Annotated in this window: 23 protein-coding genes and 1 tRNA gene; 10 read left to right on the forward strand and 14 right to left on the reverse strand. The window is 62.1% G+C overall.

Annotated elements, in window-relative coordinates; translation table 11 throughout:
- Positions 1–50 precede the first annotated feature (50 nt).
- Complete coding sequence (locus ACZ5RT_RS09435; protein ID WP_291926887.1) at positions 51–836, reverse strand: hypothetical protein; 786 nt, start codon at positions 834–836, stop codon at positions 51–53.
- Complete coding sequence (locus ACZ5RT_RS09440; protein ID WP_464452284.1) at positions 827–1,366, reverse strand: hypothetical protein; 540 nt, start codon at positions 1,364–1,366, stop codon at positions 827–829. The genes ACZ5RT_RS09435 and ACZ5RT_RS09440 overlap by 10 nt, the downstream gene beginning before the upstream one ends.
- 129 nt (positions 1,367–1,495) lie before the next feature.
- On the opposite strand from ACZ5RT_RS09440, the gene ACZ5RT_RS09445 reads away from it, so the two are divergent.
- The 5 genes from ACZ5RT_RS09445 to ACZ5RT_RS09465 all read left to right on the forward strand — a co-directional run bounded on the left by ACZ5RT_RS09445 (position 1,496) and on the right by ACZ5RT_RS09465 (position 4,242).
- On the forward strand, positions 1,496–1,666 hold the full coding sequence (locus tag ACZ5RT_RS09445; protein WP_199220036.1) for a hypothetical protein: 171 nt from the start codon (positions 1,496–1,498) through the stop codon (positions 1,664–1,666).
- A gap of 93 nt (positions 1,667–1,759) precedes the next feature.
- The gene (locus ACZ5RT_RS09450) at positions 1,760–2,152 is read left to right on the forward strand and encodes an MAPEG family protein (protein ID WP_291926882.1); all 393 of its coding nucleotides are present in this window, start codon (positions 1,760–1,762) and stop codon (positions 2,150–2,152) included.
- A gap of 39 nt (positions 2,153–2,191) precedes the next feature.
- Positions 2,192–2,283: transfer RNA gene (locus ACZ5RT_RS09455), tRNA-Leu, on the forward strand.
- An 18-nt stretch (positions 2,284–2,301) separates the two neighbouring features.
- Positions 2,302–2,928 (forward strand): DUF6806 family protein, encoded by a 627-nt coding sequence (locus ACZ5RT_RS09460; RefSeq protein ID WP_464452285.1) that lies wholly within the window; start codon positions 2,302–2,304, stop codon positions 2,926–2,928.
- 12 nt (positions 2,929–2,940) lie between these two features.
- A complete protein-coding gene (locus ACZ5RT_RS09465; protein WP_464452286.1) occupies positions 2,941–4,242 on the forward strand; it encodes an MFS transporter in 1,302 nt (433 codons plus the stop codon).
- Positions 4,243–4,252: 10 nt separating this feature from the next.
- Here ACZ5RT_RS09465 and murI read toward each other — a convergent pair whose 3' ends face one another.
- From murI to ACZ5RT_RS09480, 3 genes are all read right to left on the reverse strand, one after another.
- Positions 4,253–5,110, reverse strand: a complete 858-nt coding sequence (murI, locus tag ACZ5RT_RS09470; RefSeq protein ID WP_464452287.1) for a glutamate racemase — start codon at positions 5,108–5,110, stop codon at positions 4,253–4,255.
- Between the two features lie 57 nt (positions 5,111–5,167).
- Complete coding sequence (locus tag ACZ5RT_RS09475; protein ID WP_464452288.1) at positions 5,168–6,721, reverse strand: fumarate hydratase; 1,554 nt, start codon at positions 6,719–6,721, stop codon at positions 5,168–5,170.
- A 77-nt stretch (positions 6,722–6,798) separates the two neighbouring features.
- A complete protein-coding gene (locus ACZ5RT_RS09480; protein WP_291924018.1) occupies positions 6,799–7,398 on the reverse strand; it encodes a TIGR00645 family protein in 600 nt (199 codons plus the stop codon).
- 171 nt (positions 7,399–7,569) lie between these two features.
- On the opposite strand from ACZ5RT_RS09480, the gene acs reads away from it, so the two are divergent.
- Positions 7,570–9,531: an acetate--CoA ligase gene (acs, locus tag ACZ5RT_RS09485; protein ID WP_108426189.1), complete on the forward strand. Its 1,962-nt coding sequence runs from the start codon at positions 7,570–7,572 to the stop codon at positions 9,529–9,531.
- 76 nt (positions 9,532–9,607) lie between these two features.
- Here the strand turns inward: acs and ACZ5RT_RS09490 are convergent, their stop codons facing one another.
- Complete coding sequence (locus ACZ5RT_RS09490) at positions 9,608–11,437, reverse strand: gamma-glutamyltransferase family protein (protein ID WP_464452289.1); 1,830 nt, start codon at positions 11,435–11,437, stop codon at positions 9,608–9,610.
- 122 nt (positions 11,438–11,559) lie between these two features.
- Complete coding sequence (locus tag ACZ5RT_RS09495) at positions 11,560–12,318, reverse strand: 3-hydroxyacyl-CoA dehydrogenase (protein WP_108426191.1); 759 nt, start codon at positions 12,316–12,318, stop codon at positions 11,560–11,562.
- A 216-nt stretch (positions 12,319–12,534) separates the two neighbouring features.
- Here ACZ5RT_RS09495 and cfa point away from each other — a divergent pair, with 216 nt between their 5' ends.
- A complete protein-coding gene (gene cfa / locus ACZ5RT_RS09500) occupies positions 12,535–13,710 on the forward strand; it encodes a cyclopropane fatty acyl phospholipid synthase (RefSeq protein WP_464452290.1) in 1,176 nt (391 codons plus the stop codon).
- Positions 13,711–13,739: 29 nt separating this feature from the next.
- Here cfa and ACZ5RT_RS09505 read toward each other — a convergent pair whose 3' ends face one another.
- Complete coding sequence (locus tag ACZ5RT_RS09505; protein WP_199220037.1) at positions 13,740–13,868, reverse strand: DUF3149 domain-containing protein; 129 nt, start codon at positions 13,866–13,868, stop codon at positions 13,740–13,742.
- 137 nt (positions 13,869–14,005) lie between these two features.
- Between ACZ5RT_RS09505 and ACZ5RT_RS09510 the strand changes: the two genes are divergently transcribed.
- From ACZ5RT_RS09510 to ahpF, 3 genes are all read left to right on the forward strand, one after another.
- Positions 14,006–14,428, forward strand: coding sequence for a DUF423 domain-containing protein (locus ACZ5RT_RS09510; protein WP_464452291.1), 423 nt, complete (start codon positions 14,006–14,008; stop codon positions 14,426–14,428).
- Between the two features lie 127 nt (positions 14,429–14,555).
- Positions 14,556–15,122, forward strand: a complete 567-nt coding sequence (gene ahpC, locus ACZ5RT_RS09515; protein ID WP_090141908.1) for an alkyl hydroperoxide reductase subunit C — start codon at positions 14,556–14,558, stop codon at positions 15,120–15,122.
- A 163-nt stretch (positions 15,123–15,285) separates the two neighbouring features.
- The gene (ahpF, locus tag ACZ5RT_RS09520) at positions 15,286–16,878 is read left to right on the forward strand and encodes an alkyl hydroperoxide reductase subunit F (RefSeq protein ID WP_464452292.1); all 1,593 of its coding nucleotides are present in this window, start codon (positions 15,286–15,288) and stop codon (positions 16,876–16,878) included.
- A gap of 44 nt (positions 16,879–16,922) precedes the next feature.
- Here ahpF and hemP read toward each other — a convergent pair whose 3' ends face one another.
- Genes hemP through ACZ5RT_RS09550 form a run of 6 tightly spaced genes read right to left on the reverse strand, consistent with a single transcriptional unit; the run spans position 16,923 to position 21,836 of the window.
- Complete coding sequence (hemP, locus tag ACZ5RT_RS09525) at positions 16,923–17,150, reverse strand: hemin uptake protein HemP (RefSeq protein ID WP_233249361.1); 228 nt, start codon at positions 17,148–17,150, stop codon at positions 16,923–16,925.
- The gene (locus ACZ5RT_RS09530) at positions 17,147–17,560 is read right to left on the reverse strand and encodes an ExbD/TolR family protein (protein WP_464452293.1); all 414 of its coding nucleotides are present in this window, start codon (positions 17,558–17,560) and stop codon (positions 17,147–17,149) included. The genes hemP and ACZ5RT_RS09530 overlap by 4 nt, the downstream gene beginning before the upstream one ends.
- The gene (locus ACZ5RT_RS09535; RefSeq protein ID WP_464452294.1) at positions 17,550–18,248 is read right to left on the reverse strand and encodes a MotA/TolQ/ExbB proton channel family protein; all 699 of its coding nucleotides are present in this window, start codon (positions 18,246–18,248) and stop codon (positions 17,550–17,552) included. Before ACZ5RT_RS09535 ends, ACZ5RT_RS09530 begins: the two co-directional genes overlap by 11 nt.
- 23 nt (positions 18,249–18,271) lie before the next feature.
- On the reverse strand, positions 18,272–18,910 hold the full coding sequence (locus ACZ5RT_RS09540; RefSeq protein WP_464452295.1) for an energy transducer TonB: 639 nt from the start codon (positions 18,908–18,910) through the stop codon (positions 18,272–18,274).
- Complete coding sequence (locus ACZ5RT_RS09545; protein WP_464452296.1) at positions 18,907–19,593, reverse strand: Fe2+-dependent dioxygenase; 687 nt, start codon at positions 19,591–19,593, stop codon at positions 18,907–18,909. Before ACZ5RT_RS09545 ends, ACZ5RT_RS09540 begins: the two co-directional genes overlap by 4 nt.
- Before the next feature lie 11 nt (positions 19,594–19,604).
- Positions 19,605–21,836 carry a TonB-dependent receptor gene (locus ACZ5RT_RS09550; protein WP_464452297.1) on the reverse strand — a complete coding sequence of 744 codons (2,232 nt, stop codon included), beginning with the start codon at positions 21,834–21,836 and terminating at the stop codon, positions 19,605–19,607.
- Positions 21,837–21,974: the final 138 nt, after the last annotated feature.

Below are 21,974 nucleotides of genomic sequence, written 5' to 3' on the forward strand. Positions count from 1 at the left end.
CATGCCCGGCAGTCGCCAAGCTGTCATCGGTCGGCCATGGGTTCAAAGGCTTACCAAACCGTGCCGGCGCAATAGACGACGGCCGGAAAACTGCTGAGCCATGCCCAAAAAAAGCGGTTGAGACCAAAAAACCAGAACACCAAGAAATGGAAAAGAGAGGCTACACCGCAAAAGACCAGTGCCAGCCGGACATCGAGCAGCGCCAAAGGGAAGCAGCCCTCCCAGAGGGTGAAGGACCAGGCGCAAAGCCGGGCGACTTGGGGGTTTCGGAAAATGCTGTTCTGCGCCAGGGGGCCATACACGCCAGTGTCCAGAAAAAGCGTCATGGCCTGACCCGAACGCCATTCCGCCCGCAACAGTTTCACCCAGCCGGAGACAAAGTAAGAACTGACGGTTTGCAGGCTGATATACCAGAACCCGGCTTGCCAACCCAGGGATTCATTGGCGATGGCACCCACCAGATGGGCCAGGAGCAAACCAGACAGGCCAACCAACGTCATGAAGTCGCTGCCGCCATTGAAGGCCCCGCGCCAGCGCAAAAGCAGCAGCAAAGCCATCACAAACAGCACGGCAGCACCTGCCAAGCCGACAAGGCCCAGCATCAAGCTGAGGGCCAAGACCAGGCGCAAGATGAGCATCGTGCGGTAGGGGCCGGGCTGGAGGAGCAGGGTCAGGCCTGACTTGAGCCATGCGGGCTGGGCGGGCAATTCCTGCGCCAGCATGGGCCAAAGGGTCACACGGTCGAGCGAAGGCAGGCGCAGATACTCCAGGGTTTGGAGCACCAGGCTGAAGCCCAGCAGCACTTCAAAAACGCGGACGGCGAGCGTCAGTTCCATGGGCGCAGCACCGGGGATTGCAGCATGCGTTCGCTGCTGGGGCTTCCGGGTAACTCCATGCGGACTTCGAACTGGTAGGCCGAAAGCCTGCCGACGGGGATGGATGCCAGCATGGCTTGATCGCCCCAGGAGCCGCCCTCAAGGGCTTGCCGGGCCAGTTGGCTGACCAGTTGGTAGGTGACGCGTTCCCGGATATCAGCGCCTTCTGGCATGTCGTTGATGTCGTTGGCCAGGTGGTCCACCAGGTTTTGGTGTGTCAAGGCCAAATTGACCGCCGGGTTGTGCAAGAGGTGCCTGATTTGTCTGGGCAGGCGAGGGTAAACCAGTCCCCAGTCGCTCCAGTCGCCGGATTCGGTTTGACCGCGCACGTATAGCCGCGGTGCAGGGTTGATGCCGTGGTAGAACTTCCAGTTGGGGAAAAATGCCCGAAAGTAAAACAGCCAAGGCCCATCGATGACCCCCCAGCGTTTGCGCAGGGTGATCGCCAGCAAGGCGAAATAAGCCACGATCAGGAGGGTGGTGAAGTCCATGGGGGCAGTTTATCGCCAGTCGAAACGCCCCGGCCGTGCTGGCCGAGGGCAAGTGCAAAGCAGGGCCGAGGCGAAAAGGGGCCATTCTTGTGGCTTAATATCGTTTTGTATTTTTATCCGGAGCCACAGATGGGCAACAAAATCGTCACCGAAGCAGATCGTAAATTCACCCCCCCACTGCCTACATTGCCAGGCGTGACCCTGCGCACTGGCGGCCGTGGCCAGCGCGTGAGCCTGGAGCGCGGTGTCGCGACACGCAGCAAGAAAAACCCTGGCAAGCGCTCCAAAAAGGGCGGTTGAACCCGGTGCGCCCGGCGCTTTGCCGGGCCAGTGCACAGCCACTGATGTCCTCAGTGGCTTTTTTTTCGGTTTTGCGGGATCAAGGAGAGCTCCATGTTGATTTCTTATGGCGCCGTGTTGGCAGCGGGCATCATGCCGGTGGTGTGTGCGGGCATTGCCAAATCGGGCTTCAAGGGCTATGACAACAGCGACCCCCGAGCCTGGTTGGCCCGGCAAACCGGTTTCAGGGCCCGCGCCAATGCCGCGCAAGCCAATTGCTTCGAGGCGTTCCCTTTTTTTGCCGTCGGCGTCATCCTGGCTTTGCTCACAGGTGTTGACCCGGCCACGGTCGACGCGCTGGCCCTGTTCTTTGTTGCAGCACGGGTGGCGTATGTGTTTTTTTACGTCACCGACAAAGCCAAGTGGCGCACCATGGTCTGGTCGGCGGCCTACCTGACGGTGATCGCCTTATTCGCCTTGGCCATGCTGAATTTGCAGATCGATTGAGGCAGAAACACCGCTTTATCAAGGCACAATAAGTGCTCTGCCCCGGTGGTGAAACTGGTAGACACACCGGACTTAAAATCCGTTGCTTCCTGAAAAGGGGCGTGCCGGTTCGATTCCGGCTCGGGGCACCATTTGAGGAAAACATCATCATGAACCACGACAACGCACCGCTTGAGATTCACGTGCATGGTGATGTGCCGATCAAACCCGGCACCGACATCCAGGCGATCCAGGAGGCGCTCAAGCCCCTTTGGCACTACGCCGGGGCACGCAACCTGAGTGAGGGGGCCGTGAGCCTGTACGAAGAAGAGCCCGGCATCCGTTTTGATCCCAGTGCCCAGCGTCTGAACCTGTGCTGGACGGTGCGTGGCGACGATGACTTTCGCATGGTCATGGACGACCTGTGCATGAACCTCAACGAGTTGTCTGCAGCAGGCACGCAGATCGAGGTCACTTTTTACGACACCGAATTTGACGACGAGGACGAGGCCAGCGGCGCCGAGTCGCGTGACGATTTTGTGATGCTGTTTGTGGGGCCCGATCCTGGCGCCATCATGCAGGCCCAACGCGATTTGCTGGTGCACGACGTGGTCAACATGATGGAGCGTCATTTCGACGGCGCCGAGTTGTCCGGCGTGGTGTCTGAAATCGACAAGCTGTTCAGCCAGCGCTTTGACAGCCTGGTCAGCTCGCTCGACATCGGCAAACCGCCGCGTGGCCCGGGCGGCAGCAGCGGCCATGGCGGTGGTGGACGCCGCCCACGCCATTTGCACTGATCGGCTTGCAGCATGAACGCCCAAGGCCTTCGTTCTGCACTCAACCCGGGCGTGCGTTTGCGCGAGGTCTTGGGTTGGGCCATGTACGACTTCGCCAATTCGGGCTACTCCACCGTGGTCATCACAGCCGTGTTTGCCGCTTACTTCGTAGGCGGTGTGGCCAACGGTGCCGACTGGGCCACGTTGGCGTGGACATCGGGCTTGAGCCTGTCCTATTTTGTCGTGATGCTGACCATGCCCGGTTTGGGCGCTTGGGCTGATCGGGTGGCGGGCAAAAAGCGAATGCTGATGTGGGTCACGGCGGGTTGTGTGCTCAGCACAGCGGCTTTGTCGCTGGTCGGGCCAGGCCAGGTGGTGCTGGGTTTGTTCATCCTGGTGCTGTCCAACACCTTTTTTTCGTATGGTGAGTCGCTCACGGCCTCGTTTTTGCCTGAATTGGCCAGGCCAGAGGCCATGGGCCGGATGAGCGGTTGGGGTTGGTCTTTGGGTTACATCGGCGGCATGCTCACGCTGGGTGTGTGCTTGGCCTATGTGTTGGCCGCGCAAGCCCGGGGCGAAACCGGTGCCCAGTTTGTGCCCGTGACCATGTGGATCACCGCGGCCGTTTACGGTGCAGCAGCCTTGGTCACTTTTGCTTTGTTGCGCGAGCACTCGCCGCCCCAGCCCAATGCCCCGGTGGTGACGGTGACGCAAAGTCTGCGCCGCTTGCGCCAGACGCTGCGCGAGGCCAGGCCCTACCGCGACTTCACTCGTCTCCTGGCTTGCGCGGTGGCCTACCAGGGCGGTGTGGCTGTGGCCATCACACTGGCGGCCATTTACGCCGAGCAGGTCATTGGCTTTCAGCCCCAGGAAACCATGGTGCTGATCTTTGTACTCAACCTGGCCGCTTTTGCCGGGGCCTTGTTGCTCGGTCACCTGCAAGACCGCATGGGCCACAAACTCACCTTGTCGCTGACCCTGGTCGGTTGGGTGCTCACTTGTTTCATCGCGGCCTTGTCAACCGACAAGGCCATGTTCTGGTGGGCGGCGGCGATTGCCGGTTTTTGCATGGGCTCGAGCCAGTCGTCGGGCCGGGCCATGGCGGGCTTGATGGTGCCGCCGCAGCGTTTGGGTGAGTTCTTTGGCTTGTGGACATTTGCCATTCGCTTGGCCAGCATTTTGGGGCCATTGACCTATGGCCTGATCACCTGGTTGAGCGACGGCAACCAGCGCCTGGCCATCGGTTCCACCTCGCTGCTGTTTGTGCTGGGCCTGGTGCTGCTGATGCCGGTGGACGTGGAGCGAGGACGGTTGGCGGCTCAAGCACAAGCTTGAATCAGCAGGCTCAGGTTTGCAGGGATGCTGGCACCGCTTGGCACAGGTGTGGCGGCAAGCCCAACCAGCGTTTCGCGGCGGCTTGCAGGCCTTTCAAGTCGCCTGTGGTGAACAAGTGCAGGCGCTGGGTTTCGGCGACAGGGCTTGCGTGCAAGAAGCCTGCGGCAGCCAGCAAGCGGCGGGTTTGCCGGGCCACGGGCTCGCCGGTGGAAACCAGCTGCACATCGGGGCCCACCAGCGTTCGCAATTCGTTCTGGACAAACACATAGTGGGTGCAGCCCAGCACCAGGGTGTCGATCTCTCCGGGGGCTGAGCCAAACCGTCCCATGGCTTGGGTATAGGTCTTGAGCAAGTGTGTGATGTGTTCTTGCGCGGCTGCAGCCTGGTCGGGCAGGGTGCTTTGCTCGATGGCCAGGGCCAGGCCGTTGCAGGCCTGCACCACAAATTGGGCCCCGTCCTGCACGCTGTCCAGCAGGCGAGCGAATTTGTCGCTGCCCACAGTCCCGCGTGTGGCGATCACGCCAATGCGACGGGTTTGGCTCAGCGCCAAGGCCGGTTTGAGCGCGGGCTCCACCCCCACCAGCGGCAGCGTCGGGTGCCGGCTGCGCAACTCGTGGATCGCCACGGCCGTGGCCGTGTTGCAGGCCACCACCAAAGCTTTGATGTGGTGTTGCGCCAGCAAATGCTCGGCAATCGCATGGCTGCGTTGGCTGATGAAGGCTTCGCTTTTTTCGCCGTAGGGCGCGTGTGCGTTGTCAGCGATGTAGACAAAGCGCTCGTGGGGCAGCTCTTTTTGCAAGGCCTGCAACACGCTCAGCCCGCCAATGCCGCTGTCAAACACGCCGATCGGACGCTGGTCGGTGGTCATCTGGGTGTGTGGCTCAGGCGGCTTGGAAAAAAGGCCGCTTGCGCGGCCTGAAATCCATCAACCGGCGTTGACGCCAATGCCTTTGAACTCGCCCGTGGCGATGCGCTTTTGCCATTCGGCGGGGCCGGTGATGTGGGCGCTGGTGCCGCCCGCATCGACCGCCACCGTCACGGGCATGTCCACGACGTCGAATTCGTAAATGGCTTCCATGCCCATGTCGGCAAAACCCACGACCTTGGCGTGTTTGATGGCTTTGGACACCAAGTAGGCCGCACCGCCCACGGCCATCAGGTAAGCGCTCTTGTGCTTCTTGATGGCTTCGATGGCGACGGGGCCGCGCTCGGCTTTGCCGATCATGGCGATCAGGCCAGTTTTGGCCAGCATCATTTCAGTGAAGCCGTCCATGCGGGTGGCGGTGGTGGGGCCTGCGGGGCCAACAGCCTCGTCGCCCACGGGGTCGACCGGGCCAACGTAGTAAATGACGCGGTTGGTGAAGTCCACGGGCAACTTCTCGCCTTTGGCCAGCATGTCCTGGATGCGTTTGTGCGCGGCGTCGCGGCCGGTGAGCATCTTGCCGTTGAGCAGCAGGGTCTGGCCGGGTTTCCAGGCGGCGACTTGCTCAGGTGTCAGGGTGTTGAGGTCCACGCGCTGGCTCTTTTCGGTGTCGGCCGTCCAGCCCACGTTGGGCCAGAGGTCCAGCGACGGCGCTTCCAGATAGGTGGGGCCGGAGCCATCGAGCACGAAGTGTGCGTGGCGGGTGGCCGCGCAGTTGGGGATCATGGCCACGGGCTTGCTGGCCGCGTGGGTGGGGTACATCTTGATCTTGACGTCCAGCACGGTGGTCAAACCGCCCAGACCCTGTGCGCCAATGCCCAGGGCGTTGACCTTGTGGTACAGCTCCAGGCGCATTTCTTCGACTTGGTCGAGCTTTTCGCCTTTGCTGGATTTTTCGAGCAGCTGGTACATGTCCAGGTCGTCCATCAGGCTTTCCTTGGCCATGAGCACGGCTTTTTCGGCGGTGCCGCCGATGCCGATGCCCAGCATGCCGGGTGGGCACCAGCCCGCGCCCATGGTGGGCACGGTCTTCAACACCCAGTCGACGATGCTGTCGCCGGGGTTGAGCATGATCATCTTGGACTTGTTTTCGCTGCCACCGCCTTTGGCGGCCACAGTCACGTCCACCTTGTTGCCGGGCACGATCTTGGTGAAGATCACGGCGGGCGTGTTGTCCTTGGTGTTTTTGCGGTTGAAGTGCGGGTCAGACACCACCGACGCACGCAGCATGTTGTCGGGGTGGTTGTACCCCCGGCGCACGCCTTCGTTGACCGCGTCTTCCAGGCTGACGGTGAAGCCGTCGAGCTTGACGTCCATGCCGATTTCGAGGAACACGTTGACGATGCCGGTGTCCTGGCAGATCGGGCGGTGGCCAGTCGCGCTCATCTTGCTGTTGGTCAGGATCTGGGCGATGGCGTCTTTGGCAGCGGGACTTTGCTCGCGCTCGTAGGCGCGGGCCAGGTGCTGGATGTAATCGGCGGGGTGGTAGTAGCTGATGTACTGCAGCGCAGCGGCAACGGATTCGATCAGGTCGGCTTGTTTGATCAGTGTGGTCATGGTGCTAGGGGTTCCGTGAAAATCAAAAATCGGTCGTTGTCAGGCACTGTGAGGCGCTTTGAGGTGCTTTGAGGTGCTCAGTGGGCCTTGTCGTGGTGCGACATCAGGCGGTCGGCATAGGCGATGGCAATGGCGCTGAGCAGGAAGGCCATGTGGATCAGGGTCTGCCACATCAGCACTTTTTCGTCGTAGTTGGCGGCGTTGATGAAGGTTTTGAGCAGGTGGATTGAGCTGATGCCGATGATGGCCGTGCCCAGCTTGACCTTGAGCACCGAGGCGTTCACATGGTCCAGCCACTCGGGTTGGTCCGGGTGGTCCTCCAGATTCAGGCGCGAAACAAAGGTTTCGTAACCGCCCACGATGACCATGATCAGCAGGTTGGAAATCATGACCACGTCGATCAGGGCCAACACGACCAGCATGATCACGGTTTCATTCAGCGCGGTGATGGGGGCATCGGCTTTGTAGCCAATGCTGCTGATCAAGGCCTGCAGGGCTTGCTGATTGCCAAAAGCCGCTTCGAGCAGGTGCACCAGTTCGACCCAAAAATGGAACACATACACCGCTTGCGCGGCGATCAGGCCCAGGTACAGGGGCAGTTGCAGCCAGCGGCTGGCGAAAATGAAATTGTTCAGCGGGCTCAAGGAATTTTTTTTCGACGGCGTGGGTTTGGACATGGTTTTCCTGTGTGGGAAGTCCGTGACTTCGGGCAAACCCGAATTCTAGGGCTTAGACGGGTCTTTCCGGCCGCAAAGCCTGCAAGTCTGCCGTCAGTCAGTGCTTTGTAAGAGCGAAAGCCGACATTTGCACCAGTTCCAAAAACGCCACGTCCTTGAGGAGACAAACCGATGAGTTCCACCATCTACCAACCCAGCGCCGACTTCGTCCAAAACGCCCATGTGTCCGGCATGGCCGCCTATGACGCGCTGTGCAAAGAAGCCGAAACCGACTACCAAGGATACTGGGGCCGTTTGGCCAAAGAGCTGATCACCTGGAAGACGCCTTTCACCAAAGTGCTGGACGAGTCCAACGCACCATTTTTCAAGTGGTTTGAAGACGGCACCCTGAACGCCTCCTACAACTGCCTGGATCGCAATGTCGAGAAAGGCCTGGGCGACAAGACCGCCATCATCTTTGAAGCCGACGGCGGCGAAGTGACCAAGGTCACCTACAGCCAGTTGCTGGCCAAGACCTGCCAATACGCCAACGCCTTGAAGAGCCTGGGCATCAAGAAGGGCGACCGCGTCGTCATCTACATCTCCATGTCCATCGAAGGCGTGGCCGCCATGCAGGCCTGCGCCCGCATCGGCGCGACCCACTCGGTGGTGTTCGGTGGCTTCTCGGCCCAGTCCCTGCGCGACCGCATCGAAGACACGGGCGCTGTGGCCGTGATCACCGCCGACAACCAGGTGCGCGGCGGCAAGTTGCTGCCCCTCAAATCCATCGTGGACGAAGCCATCAACCTGGGCGGTTGCGGCTCGATCCAAAATGTCTTGGTCGTCAAGCGCTCGGGCGCTGACATCGCCATGACCGCTGGCCGCGACCTGTGGATGGCCGACTTGGCCGATAAGCAAGCCACCACCTGCGAGCCCGAGTGGGTCGGTGCCGAGCACCCCCTGTTCTTGCTCTACACCTCCGGCTCCACCGGCAAACCCAAAGGTGTGCAGCACAGCACCGGCGGCTACCTGCTGCACGCGGCGCTGACCACCAAGTGGACCTTCGACCTCAAGGCCGACGACGTGTTCTGGTGCACGGCCGACATCGGCTGGGTCACCGGCCACACTTACATCACCTACGGCCCCTTGGCCCTGGGCGGCACCGAGATCGTGTTCGAGGGCGTGCCCACCTACCCCGATGCCGGCCGCTTCTGGAAGATGATCCAGGACCACAAGGTCTCGATCTTCTACACCGCTCCCACCGCCATCCGCTCGCTCATCAAGGCCGCCGAGTCCAACGACGCCGTGCACCCCAAGAGCTACAACCTCAGCAGCCTGCGCTTGCTGGGTTCGGTCGGCGAGCCGATCAACCCTGCCGCATGGGAGTGGTACCACCAGCACGTGGGCGGCGGTCGCTGCCCGATCGTCGACACCTTCTGGCAAACCGAGACCGGTGGTCACATGATCACCCCGCTGCCGGGTGTGACGCCCATGGTGCCCGGTTCCTGCACATTGCCGTTCCCCGGTATCCAGGCCGCCATCGTGGACGAAACGGGCAAAGACATGCCCAACGGCCAAGGTGGCATTTTGGTGGTCAAAAAGCCATGGCCTTCCATGATCCGCACGATCTGGGGCGACCCAGAGCGCTTCAAGAAGAGCTACTACCCTGAGGACTTCAAGGGCAAGTACTACCTGGCGGGCGACGGCGCGATCCGCGACGAGAAAACCGGTTACTTCACCATCACCGGCCGCATCGACGATGTGTTGAACGTCTCTGGCCACCGCATGGGCACGATGGAAATCGAATCGGCCTTGGTCAGCTGCACCGAGCTGGTGGCCGAAGCCGCGGTGGTGGGCCGTCCCGACGACACCACGGGTGAGGCCATTTGCGCCTTTGTGGTGCTCAAACGTTCGTTGCCCAATACCGAAGAGGGCAAGGCGATTGCCAAACAGTTGCGCGACCACATCGCCAAGGAAATTGGCCCGATCGCCAAGCCCAAGGACATCCGCTTCGGTGAGAACTTGCCCAAAACCCGTTCGGGCAAGATCATGCGCCGCCTGCTGCGCTCGCTGGCCAAAGGCGAGGAGATCACGCAAGACATCTCCACGCTGGAGAACCCCGCCATCCTGGGGCAGCTGGGTCAGGCTTACTGATCGGTCATGCCGGGCTTGATCCGGCGCTGATGCAAAACGGCAGCCTAGGCTGCCGTTTTGCTTTTGTGGCTGTGCTTCAGTCGCCCAGCACCACGCCCTCGCGCCGGGGATCGGCCCCGCCAAACCAGCCCCTGGGCGTGCGCTCGATGGCCTGCAGGCCGCTGGTCATGTCCATTTCGCGCACCTCGTTGCCGCGCGCTTTGAGGGCGTCCACGGTGCTGCGCTCAAAGCGCTGGGCTTCGAGCAAAGTGGGGCCGCCCAGCGAGCCGAAGTTGGGCAGGTCAATCGCTTGCTGCGCGTTCAGGCCCCAGTGCAGCGTGCCCGTGAGCAGCTTGGCGGTGTAGTGGATGATGAGCGCGCCCCCTGGGCTGCCGCCGCTCATGAGCAGTTGGCCCGTGGCTTTGTCAAACACCAGGGTGGGTGACATGGATGAGCGCGGACGTTTGCCGGGTTCGACCCGGTTGGCGATGGGGCGGCCCTGCGCGTCGGCAGGGGCCAGGCTGAAATCGGTCAGCTCGTTGTTGAGCAAAAAGCCGCCGGGGCGAGACGGGTCGGTGCTGACCATGCGGCGCGAGCCAAAAGCGGCTTCGATGGTGGTGGTCATGGCCACCGCCCGGCCTTGCGCATCGACCACGCTGATGTGGCTGGTGCCGTATTCGGTTTGTGTGGGCATGGGGGCGAAGCTGGTGGTTGGGCCACCGGGCTGGCCTGCGGGGGCGGTTTTCATGGCCTGGGTGCCGATCAGCTGGCTGCGTTCACGCAGGTAGTCGGGAGCCAGCAGGCTGCGCCAGTCACCAGCGGGTGCTTTCACAAAATCCGGGTCGGCCACGAACTGCGCCCGGTCGGCAAAGGCCAGTCGTGAGGCTTCGGTGTAACGGTGCAAAAAGTCGGGCGAGGGCAGGCCGCCTGCCAACTCCGGGCCTTGCGACTGGGTGTGGCCCAGCATGCCCAAAATCTGGCCGATGGCGATCTGGCCCGAAGATGGTGGCGGGAAGCCGCAGATGCGGTAAGCCCGCGATGCGGCCGTGTGGTCAAAACACAGGGCATCGCGTTCTTTGGGTTGGTAGTTTTTCAAGTCCTGCAGGCTCAAGGTGCCAGGGCGCGGCGCTTGCGCCGTGCGTGCCACGATGGCTTGGGCCACCGGCCCTTCGTGCAGGGCGCGGCCGCCCTCGTTAGCGATGCGGCGCAGTACATGGGCGTATTCGGGGTTGCGCAACACATGGCCCACAGGCCAGGCTTGGCCTTGGGCGTTGTAGAAAAAGCGCAAAGCCAACGGGTCTTTTTTCAGGTGTGGATCGGCTTGCAGCAAGGCGTGCAGACGGGGGCTGACCCGAAAACCTTGTTCGGCCAGTGTGATGGCGGGTGCCAACAACTGTGCCCAGGGCAGACGACCGTGCTGCCGGTGCGCCACCTCCAGCATGCGCACCGCGCCGGGCACACCCACCGAATGGCCGCTTTGCACCGCATCGTCAAAGGGGATGGGCTTGCCCTGGTCCATGAACATGTCGCTGCGGGCACCTGCGGGGGCGGTTTCGCGCCCGTCGTGCGCCGTGACCTGGCGGCCATCAAAGTGCAGCAAAAACGCGCCGCCGCCAATGCCGCTCGACTGCGGCTCCACCAGACCCAGCACCATTTGCACCGCAATGGCCGCGTCCAGGGCCGAGCCGCCCGCGCGCAGCACCTGGTGCCCCGCATCGGTCGCCAAGGGGTTGGCGGCGGCCACGGCCTGCCGCGCATAGGCCCAGCCGGGTTTGGCGTTGTTGCCGCTGGCGGCTTCGGGTTGTTCGGGCACGCTGTAGCGCCATGTGTTGGCGGGCGCTTGTGTCGTGGTCAAGCCCGTGGGCGGTGTAGCGCAAGCGCTCAAGAGCGCCAGCGCGATCAGGCTCAAAGCAAATGGGCGGTTCATGGTGTCTCCCTGTGCTGGCCATGTTAGCGGCAAGCGCAGCTTTGGCCCAGTGCGTCAGCGACCCCGTTGACCCAAAAAAACAGGCCCCGCAGGGCCTGTTGTACAGCTGCTGAGACCTCAGCTCACTTGGGTGCCAAGCGAATCGCGCCATCCAAGCGAATGACTTCGCCGTTGAGCATGTCGTTTTCGATGATGTGCTTGGCCAATTTGGCGTAGTCCTGCGGGGTGCCCAAGCGGCTGGGGAAGGGCACGCCTGCGGCCAGCGCGTCTTGCACTTCTTGGGGCATGCCAAACAGCATGGGCGTGCCGAAGATGCCGGGGGCAATCGTCATGTTGCGGATGCCGTTGCGGGCCAGGTCACGGGCAATGGGCAGCGTCATGCCGACCACGCCGCCTTTGGAGGCGGCATAAGCGGCCTGGCCAATCTGGCCGTCGTAGGCCGCCACGCTGGCGGTGCTGATCAGCACGCCGCGCTCGCCAGTGGCCTCGGGCTCGTTCTTGCACATGGCCTCTGACGCCAGGCGGATCATGTTGAAGGTGCCGACCAGGTTGACCATGATGGTCTTGGTGTAAACGGCCAGGCTGTGCGCGCCGTTTTTGCCCACGGTCTTTTCTGCGGGGGCGATGCCTGCGCAGTTGATCAGGCCCATCAGCTTGCCCATGGACACGGCCTTGGCCACCACGGCCTGGCCGTCGGCCTCGTTGCTCACGTCGCATTTGACAAACGCGCCGCCGAGTTCTTTGGCGACAGCCTCGCCTTTTTCAGCCTGCATGTCGGCGATCACGACTTTGCCGCCGTTGGCCGCCAGCATGCGGGCCGTGCCTTCGCCCAGGCCCGATGCGCCGCCAGTGACGATGAAAACCTTGCCTTGAATGTCCATGTTTTGCTCCTGAATGTGATTGACGTTACGTCAACGTCAATTATGCACAGATGGATGGCCTCTGAGGGTGTGCCCGCGCAGCGATTTCAGTCGGTTCGTACCGTGAAATCGGTACTCGACTACTGGCTTTGTTGGATGTACAAAGGCCCCCTGGTTTCCTAGCATGGTTTGGGTCAAGGGTCTCTGGCCCAAATTGCATCTGCACAGGAGAACGGCATGGCCTCAGACCTCACTTGGGACAAGAGCGAAACATCGATCTTGCAGACCGACGACAACTGGCGTCGAGCCAGCGAGTTGCTGGCCACGGCCGATATCCAGGTCGGGGGCAGCCGGCCCTGGGACATGCGGGTGCACCACCACGCCACGTTCGACCGCATCCTGACCCGCGGCAGTCTGGGACTGGGCGAGAGCTACACGGACGGCTGGTGGGATTGCGACCAGGTGGATGAGCTGATCACCCGCATCTTGCGGGCGCGGCTGGACGAGCAGGTGGGTCGGGCCGGTTGGTTGTGGGCATCACTCAAGGCGCGGCTGACCAATCTGCAGTCGCCGCACAGGGCCTGGCAGGTGGGAGAGGTGCATTACGACCTGGGCAACGATTTGTACGAAGCCATGCTGGACCCGTCCATGGCCTACAGCTGCGGCTACTGGCCTGTGGCCAAAAATCTGGCGCAGGCGCAAGAGGCCAAGCTCGACCTCATTTGCCAAAAGCTGCAGCTCCAACCGGGCATGACGCTGCTGGACATCGGTTGCGGCTGGGGCAGCCTGATGCTGTTTGCGGCCCGCCATTACCGCGTCAAGTGCGTGGGGCTTACGGTCTCGAAAGAGCAAGCCCGCCTAGGGGCTGAAAAAGCGCAGGATTTGCCTGTGCATTTCGAGTTGGCCGATTACCGGCAATTCAACCCCCATGGCGAGCAGCGCTTTGACCGCATTGCCTCGGTGGGCATGTTCGAGCATGTGGGTCACAAAAACTACCGTGCTTATTTCGAGATGGCCCGGCGTTCTTTGCGAGACGATGGCTTGTTCCTGCTGCACACCATCGGCAAAAACCGGGCGGGGGCGGGGATCGACCCGTGGATTGAAAAATACATCTTCCCCAACGGGGTGCTGCCTTCGGCCTCCGAGATCGCGTATGACAGCGAGGAGCACTTTGTCATGGAAGACTGGCACAACTTTGGCGAAGACTATGACAAAACGCTGATGGCCTGGCATGCGCGTTTTGAGGCGGCCTGGCCGGGGTTGAAAGCACGCTACGGGGAGCGCTTTTACCGCATGTGGCGCTACTACCTGCTGTGCTGCGCAGGCACCTTCCGCGCCCGCGACAACCAGCTGTGGCAAGTGGTGCTGTCACCGGGCGGCAAGACCGGGGGCTACCGCAGGCCTTTGATGTGAGGATGGACCCGAGGCAGTGAGTCCGTGGCTCATTCCTTGTTGTTCATCTTGCGCACAAACATGCGCACAAAGAAGGCGGCCATCAGCAGCACGAACAGGATCACGGCCAAACTCATCAGGCCGTAATCGGTGGAAAACAGGTCGGTCAAGAGTTTCATGGGGCTTCCTTTTGTTGGTTTTGACGTTTCACTGTGCTGCAAAAGCCCCGAAAAAGCGCTGACGAAAGTCAAAGTCCGGGCATGCGCCGTGCTCCAATGCGCCTTGTCCTTTTTTCTGGCGCAAAGCCCAGCCTGACATGACCACCTTGCCGATGTTTTCCTTGCCTGTGTCCGCCCGCATTTTTGGGGCTTTGGGAGCGCTCAGCGCCTGCACCAGCGTGGTGTTCAGTGCCGCGTTTGCCCATTTGCCCGTCTTTGCCGCGGGTGTGCCGACAGCGGTGCAAACCGCCTTGAGCCAGCATCAATTCCATTCGGTGGGCTTGCTGATCACGGGTTTGGCCATCGGGGTGTGCGGCGTGTCCCGCTGGAGTTTGGCTGCGGGTGGGCTGATGCTGGTGGGTTTGCTGTTGTTCAGCTTCAACCTGTATGCGCGGCATGTGCTGGGTTTTGACGCCTGGCGCGCGGCAGTGCCTTGGGGCGGGGTGGCTTGGATTTTGGCCTGGTTGAGTCTGGCGGTCGCTTGCTTCAAGGGGCGTGTGGAGCCAAGTGGGTGGGCTTGAAGCCGAAGGTTTTGCCTATCGGTCCCATAAAAACTACTCATGAGTGAAAACCCTAGGTTGCATTATGATTACGACCAATGAGTTTTCTCATTCGATAGTTTTTTTAAACCAACCCAAGGAAATGACCATGTCCTCTTTGATCAATACCCAAGTCCAGCCTTTCAAGACCCAGGCCTTCCACAACGGCAAGTTCGTGCAAGTGTCCAACGAAACCCTCAAGGGCGAGTGGTCCGTGCTGATTTTCATGCCCGCAGCCTTCACCTTCAACTGCCCCACCGAAATCGAAGACGCGGCCGACAACTACGCCGAGTTCCAGAAAGCCGGTGCCGAGGTTTATATCGTGACCACCGACACCCACTTCTCGCACAAAGTCTGGCACGAGACATCGCCAGCTGTGGGCAAGGCCAAGTTCCCCTTGGTTGGCGACCCCACACACCAGCTGACACGCGCTTTTGGCGTGCACATTGAAGAAGAAGGCCTGGCACTGCGCGGCACCTTCATCATCAACCCCGAAGGCATGATCAAGACCGCCGAAGTGCACTCCAACGAAATCGCCCGCGACGTGTCCGAGACCCTGCGCAAGCTCAAAGCCGCTCAGTACACCGCCGCCAACCCCGGCCAAGTGTGCCCCGCCAAGTGGAAAGAAGGCGCCAAGACTTTGGCGCCTTCCATCGACCTGGTCGGCAAGATCTAAATCTTGTCTCGGACGCCCTGATCACTCAGGGCGTTGGGTTCAGCGCATGCAGGCCACAAGTCCGCGTGTGCTGCGCCCAACGATTTCCCCCACTTTTTGTCCCCCAGACCTGCACCACAAGTGCGGGTCCGAGTTCACTGCACCCTGAAAACCGGAGAACACCATGCTCGACGACACCCTCAAAGCCCAATTGCAGCAATACCTGGCCCTGTTGCGCCAGCCGATTCGCCTGATCGCCTCGCTCGACGACAGCGAGACCGGTGTGGACATGAAGCAATTGCTGGAAACCATCGTGGGACTGTCTGACAAGGTGTCGCTGGACACGTCGGGCGATGACGCCCGCAAGCCTTCTTTTGTGGTGGCACGAGACGGCCAAAACACCGGGGTGCGATTTGCCGGTTTGCCGCTGGGCCACGAGTTCACTTCGCTGGTGTTGGCGCTGCTGTGGACCGGCGGCCACCCGCCCAAGGTCGAGCAAGACGTGATCGACAGCGTCAAGGCCCTGGATGGTGACTTCAACTTCGAGGTCTACATGTCGCTCAGCTGCCACAACTGCCCCGACGTGGTGCAGGCGCTGTCGCTGATGGCCATCGTCAACCCCAAGGTGAAGACCGTGGTCATCGAAGGCGGCGCCTTCCAGGCCGAAGTCGAATCACGCCAGATCATGGCCGTGCCCATGGTGTTCCTGAATGGCCAGGTGTTCGGCTCGGGCCGCATGTCGGTCGAAGAAATTGTGGCCAAGCTCGACACCAACGCCGGTGAGCGCGACGCGGCCAAGCTCAGTGCCAAAGACCCGTTTGACGTGTTGGTGGTGGGCGGTGGCCCGGCCGGTGCGGCTGCTGCGGTGTACGCGGCCCGCAAAGGCATCCGCGTGGGCGTGGCCGCCGAGCGTTTTGGTGGCCAGACCAACGACACCATGGCCATCGAAAACTACATTTCCGTGCTGGAAACCGATGGCCCCAAGTTTGCAGCGGCTCTGGAAGCGCAGGTGCGCCACTACGAGGTGGACATCATGAATCTGCAGCGCGCCGAAAAAATCATCCCCGCCAGCCAGCCCGGCGGCCTGATTGAAGTGCAGATGGCCAATGGTGCGAGCCTCAAGGCCCGCTCGGTGATCCTGTCGACCGGTGCCCGTTGGCGCAATGTGAATGTGCCCGGCGAAGCCGAGTACAAGAACAAGGGCGTGGCTTATTGCCCGCACTGCGACGGTCCTCTGTTCAAGGGCAAGCGCACGGCAGTGATTGGTGGCGGCAACTCCGGCATCGAAGCGGCGATTGACCTGGCGGGTATCGTGGCCCACGTCACGGTGTTCGAATTTGCCGACCAGCTCAAAGCCGACGCGGTGCTGGTGAGCAAGCTCAAGAGCCTGCCCAACGTCACCGTGCACACCAACGCCCAAACCACCGAAATCACCGGAGCGGACGGCAAGGTCAACGGCATCCGTTACAAGGACCGCACCACCGGCGATGACCACTGGGTCGAGCTCGAAGGCGTGTTCGTGCAGATTGGCCTTGTGCCCAACACCGAGTTCCTCAAAGGCACTTTCGAGTTGAGCAAGTTCGGCGAGATCGTGGTGGACGCCAAGGGCCACACCAATGTGCCCGGCGTGTTTGCGGCCGGAGACTGCACCACCGTGCCTTACAAGCAGATCGTCATTGCTGCAGGCGAGGGCGCCAAGGCCGCACTCAGCGCCTTTGACCACCTGATCCGCTTGCCTGCTGTGGCCCAAGCCGAGGCAGCGGTCGAAGCGGTTTGAGTTCGGCAGCGCCCCTGATCAACCCGGCATCTTGGCCGGGTTTTTCATTTGGTCAGGATCAACTTGCCCTGCCGTGTGCTTTGCAGGCGGTAAGTGGCCCCCAGATGCTCAATGAGCACCAGGTTCTGGTCGCCCAGGACATCGCGGCTGTCCAGGGTTCGCGGGTTGGTGGACTTCACTTTGAGCCCTTGGTGGGCAACGGCAGGGGGCAGCTTTGGCGCATCCATCTCTTTGCAGGGTGGGGTGATGGACACAGAGGGCGTAGCGTTCATGGCCGCTGGCCCTCAGTGACAAAACCGATCCGGCTCAGCCCGGCGCGTTGGGCTGCCGTCATGGCCTGGGCCACATGCTCGTAGGGCACGTTTTTGTCGCCCCGGATGTAGAGCTGGGGTTGCGGCTCGCGGGCGGCTTGCTCGCGCAGGCGCTCTTGCAGCGCATCGGCGCTCACGGCCTGCTGGTCCAGATAGAACTGGCCCTGGGCGTCCACCGACAGTTGCAGCTTGTCGGTTGGGGTCTGGTCGCGGCTGCTGCTGGCACGAGGCAGCGCCACTTTGACCGTGTGCTGGATGACGGGCATGGTGATGATGAAGATGATGAGCAGCACCAGCATCACGTCCACCAGGGGGGTCATGTTGATTTCGCTCATGACCTCATCGCTGTCTTCGTGGGCTTCAAAGGCCATGCTGACCTCCGTGGTGCTGAACACGGGCCCCGGTCACAAAGTAGGCATGCAGATCGTGCGCAAAGCGGTTCATGCGGGCGATGATGAACTTGTTGCCGCGCACCAGGGCGTTGTAGCCCAGCACGGCGGGAATGGCGACGGCCAGACCCAGTGCGGTCATGATCAGTGTCTCGCCCACCGGGCCGGCCACGGCGTCGAGGCTGACGTTGCCGCTGGCACTGATGCTCACCAGCGCGTGGTAAATGCCCCAGACGGTGCCAAACAGGCCCACGAAAGGCGCGGTCGAACCGATCGAGGCCAGAACGGCCAGGCCGTTTTGCAGGCGGCTGGTGCTGTCGTCGATGGCATTGCGCAGGCTGCGTGTGACCCAGTCGCTGATGTCCAGCCGGTCGTGCAGCTGTTTTTGTGCGGCTTGATGGTGTTCGGTGGCTTCCTGGCCGACTTGGGCCAGGGTGTGGAACAGGTTGCCGGGCCGCTGGCTGAGCACCGACAGGCCTTCGGCCAGGCTGGTGGTGTGCCAGAACTGCTCGCTGCCCAGGGCGCTTTGCTTGTGGCGCCAGACGTCCAGCGCCTTGAGCACGATGACCACCCAGCTGATGACCGACATGGTCATCAGGACCATCAGGATCAGGTGGGTGACGGCGTCACCTTGCGCCCAGATGTGGGACAGGCCGAAAGAGGTGGGCATGAAATTACTCCTTGAAATGGGGGTCAGTCGAGAACAAAGCGGATGGGGACGTTGAACCACATGGCTTCGGGCTGGCCGGCGCGCTTTCCGGGCACATAGCGCCAGCGTTGCACCGTCTCCAGGGCGGCGTCATCCAGCCGCGGGTAGCCGCTGGTGGTTCGGATGTCGGCTTTTTCGGCGCGGCCTTCGGCATTGATGAAAACCCGCACGAGCACCGTGCCCTGTTCGCCCAGGCGGCGGCTCATGCGCGGATAAGCTGGCGGCGGGTTGTTCAAGTAGTCGGCGTCGCTGGATGGCAGCACCATGGCCTGGGCGACGGTCGGGGCCGGGCGTGCGCTGCCAGTGGTCACAGGGGTCGCAGCGGCGGTGGGTGATGTGGGGGCAGCATGGTTGGCGGGGGTGATCTCGCTGGGTGCGGTTTGGGGTTCCGGCGTCACGGTCTGCTGCACGGCAGGGCGCTGTGCAAGCGCTTGCGCTGGCCGGGTCGGTGTCGTCTGCACGGGCTGTGCAACGGCCACGGGAATTTCAGCCACCACGCTGGCCAAAATGACCGGGTCGCTGGCGCCCGGCAAGCTGGGGCTGGCCAGCGGGTGGACGACCAGCCAGACCACGCCGGCATGGGCCAGCAAAACGGCGCCACTGGTGCGCAGGACAGGTTTCATGTGCTGGCCCATTGGCGCAGGAGGTTGTGGTAGACGCCGGTCAGCGCAATGGTCTCGGTGGTTTCGCCCAGCTGGGCGCGCAGTTTGAGCAGGTTCATGTCCAGGTCGAACAGCAGGCGGCGTTGCTCGTCGCTGCGCACCATGCTTTCAATCCAGAAGAACGAGGCCAGTCGCACGCCGCGGGTGACCGGCGTGACTTCGTGCACGCTGGTGCCGGGGTAGAGCACCGCGTCGCCTGCGGCCAGCTTGATGCCCCGGCTGCCCCAGCTGTCCTGTACGCACAGCTCGCCGCCGTCGTAGTCTTGCGGCTCGCTCAGGAACAGGGTGCAGGAGATGTCGCTGCGCACCCATTCGCCAGTGCTGGCCGAGTGCATCACGGCGCCATCCACATGCGGACCGAAGGCATTGGTGTCGCCGCCGTAGCGGTTGAACAGCGGGTTGTAGATGCGCCGGGGCAGGGCGGCCGACAGGAACAGCGGTTCGCGTTGCAGGGCCTGGCGCACGAGCGCCTGCAACTGGCGTGACACCGCGCTGTCCTGGGCGAGTTGCTGGTTGGATTTGCGGGTGCGGGCCTGGCTGCCCGCACTGACGCGGCCATCGAGCCAGGGGGCGTCGCGGCCCAGCAGCTGGCGGGCCTGCGCGACCTCGTCGGGCGTCAGCAATTGTTTCAGTTGCAGCAGCATCCGTGTTGTCCTCAGAACAGGGTTTTCAGGCTCAGTTCCACGCGGCGTGACGCACCCGGCATGTAAAAGCCGCGGTACAGGCTGTCGGCGTAGAGTTGGTTGCCCAAGTTGGTGATGTTGAGCTTGAGCAGGGTGGCGTCGCTCAGGGTGTATTCGGCCATGGCGTCTACGGTGGTGAAGGCCGGTGCCGTGACATGGCGCGCGCCCTCGGGGTTTTGTTCGCTGCGGTGGTTCAGGCCAGCGCCCATGCGCCACTGCGGATGCAGGCGCCAGGTGGTCCAAAGGCTGGCACTGTGTTTGGGCGTGAGGGCGGAGCGGTCGCCTTGCACCTGGGCACCGGTGCCGTTGGCGCTCAGGGTCTGGTTGCTCACGTCGATGCGGGCCCTTGGAATCCAGGTGTGGTTGAAGAACACTTCCCACGCAGGTGTGATGCGACCTGCGAAGTTGAACTCCATACCGCTGGCGTGGCGCTGGCCGGACAGCAACATCTGGCTGGCTGCGCTGTCGGGGTCGGTGTTGCGCTCGTTGAATTTTTGGGAGTGAAAGAAGGCGATGCCGAGCAGCGTTTTCTTTTCGAACAGTTCGAATTTGCTGCCGATCTCGATGTTGCGGCTTTTCTCAGGTGAGGTGTTGGCGGTGCGGGCATTGTGGCTGCCTGCCGCAAAGCTGCCCAGGGCGAACTGGTAGGTGTCTCCCGAGGTGTTGTAAGAGGTGCCATAAGAGACGTAGTAAGTTGCGTCGTCTGCGGGCTGCCAGATGGCACCGATCCGTGGGCTCCAAAGTGTGTCATTGCGCTCGTTGCGGTTGCCGCTGGTGTCGGTGTATTGCGCCGAAAACCGGTCCATGCGCAGCCCGACGATGACTTTGATCGCGCTTGTGAGGCTCAGGGTGTCCTGGGCATAAAGGCCAATGTTTCGAGCCCTGAAGTGGTTCAGAGCCACCGCGCGGGTGTCAGTGATCGATTGGCCATTGTTGGGGATGCCGACCGTGGTGCCCAGCAATGTGTAGCTGGGCAGACCTGCAACAGCGCTGTTGTTACGCAGGGCTTTTTCATCGCTGTAGTCCACGCCGGCGATCAGGCTGTGCCTGTGGCCAAGGGCTTCAAAGCTGGTGGTGTAGTCGCTCTGGATTTGTGTCAGATCGCTTTCGGCGCGGCGGGCTTTGGGCGAGCGGGTCAGCGCGGTGCTGTTGCCGAGCGTGGACAAGGTGGTGATGTTGGTGAATCGGATGGCGCTGGCCAGCAGGTCGCGCTCGTCATGGCCGTGGCGAACAGTGGTCTTGAGTTCGCTGTCCTGGTCGAAGCGGCGCTTGTGGCTGAAGGTGCCGTAGCTGCTCTCGGTGCGCAGGTGGTCGCTGACCAGCCCGTAGTAGTTTTTGGCGGGCAGTGTGGGCACCAGGGTACCGATCGAGCCGCTCGCGCTGGTGATGGCGCTGCCGGTGTTGATCAGCCAGGGGTGGTTGTAAAGCGGGCGGCCCTTCGTTTCGAGGTGATACAGGCCCAGCGCATATTCGTCGCGCTCGCCAACGCCCCAGCGGTAGGTGCCGGCCACGCCTTTCTTGTCCACTTTGGCGCCCCAGTTGTCGGCCTGGTGGTCCATGACGTTCAGGCGCACGGCCGAACTCTCGCCCGTCTGCCGGTTGAAGTCACCGGTGATGCGGCGCGTGTGGCCGCTGCCTGCCATGACATTGATTTCGTTTTGGTCCATCAGGAAGGGCTGTTTGTTGACCTGGTTGACCACGCCACCGGTGGAGCCTTTGCCAAACAGCATGGAGGCCGAGCCCTTGAGCACTTCAACCCGGTCGAGGTTGAAGGTGTCGCGCTCGATCAGGGGGGCATCGCGCAGGCCATCGACGTAGATGTCTCCAGCCTGGCCGAGCGAGAAACCGCGCATGCGCACATCTTCTTCTCCGGTCTCGCCCGCCATGAAAGTGACGCCTGCAGTGGTCTTGAGAACTTCCCGGAAATCGTCCAGATTGCGCTCGTCCATGAGTTTTTCGGTCATCACCGTCACGGTCTGCGGGATGTCCTTGAGTGCCTGATTGCCTTTGGCAATGCCGGTTCTTGTCACCAGCAGCTTGTCTTTGGCGGCAGTGGCCGATTCCTGCGTGTCTCGAACGGTCACGGTCTTGAGGGTTTTTTCAGGTGCTTCCTGCGCGAGGACCTGCGCAGTGGTGCCGAGTGAGCCGGCCAGCATCATGGCGGCCAGGGGCAACAATTTGTTGGGGGTGGTGGGTGCGTTCATGGGGCGATAGCCTTGAAAAGTTGCTTTCACAGCAAAACGAAGACAAAGGCTGGCTATCACCCCATGCCGCGAGGCAGGGCGAATGGCTTGCTGAGGAGACGAAAGGAGGGCGGCAGGCACTGGCGCCTGCCGCAGGCG

Source organism: Limnohabitans sp. TEGF003, assembly GCF_055395455.1.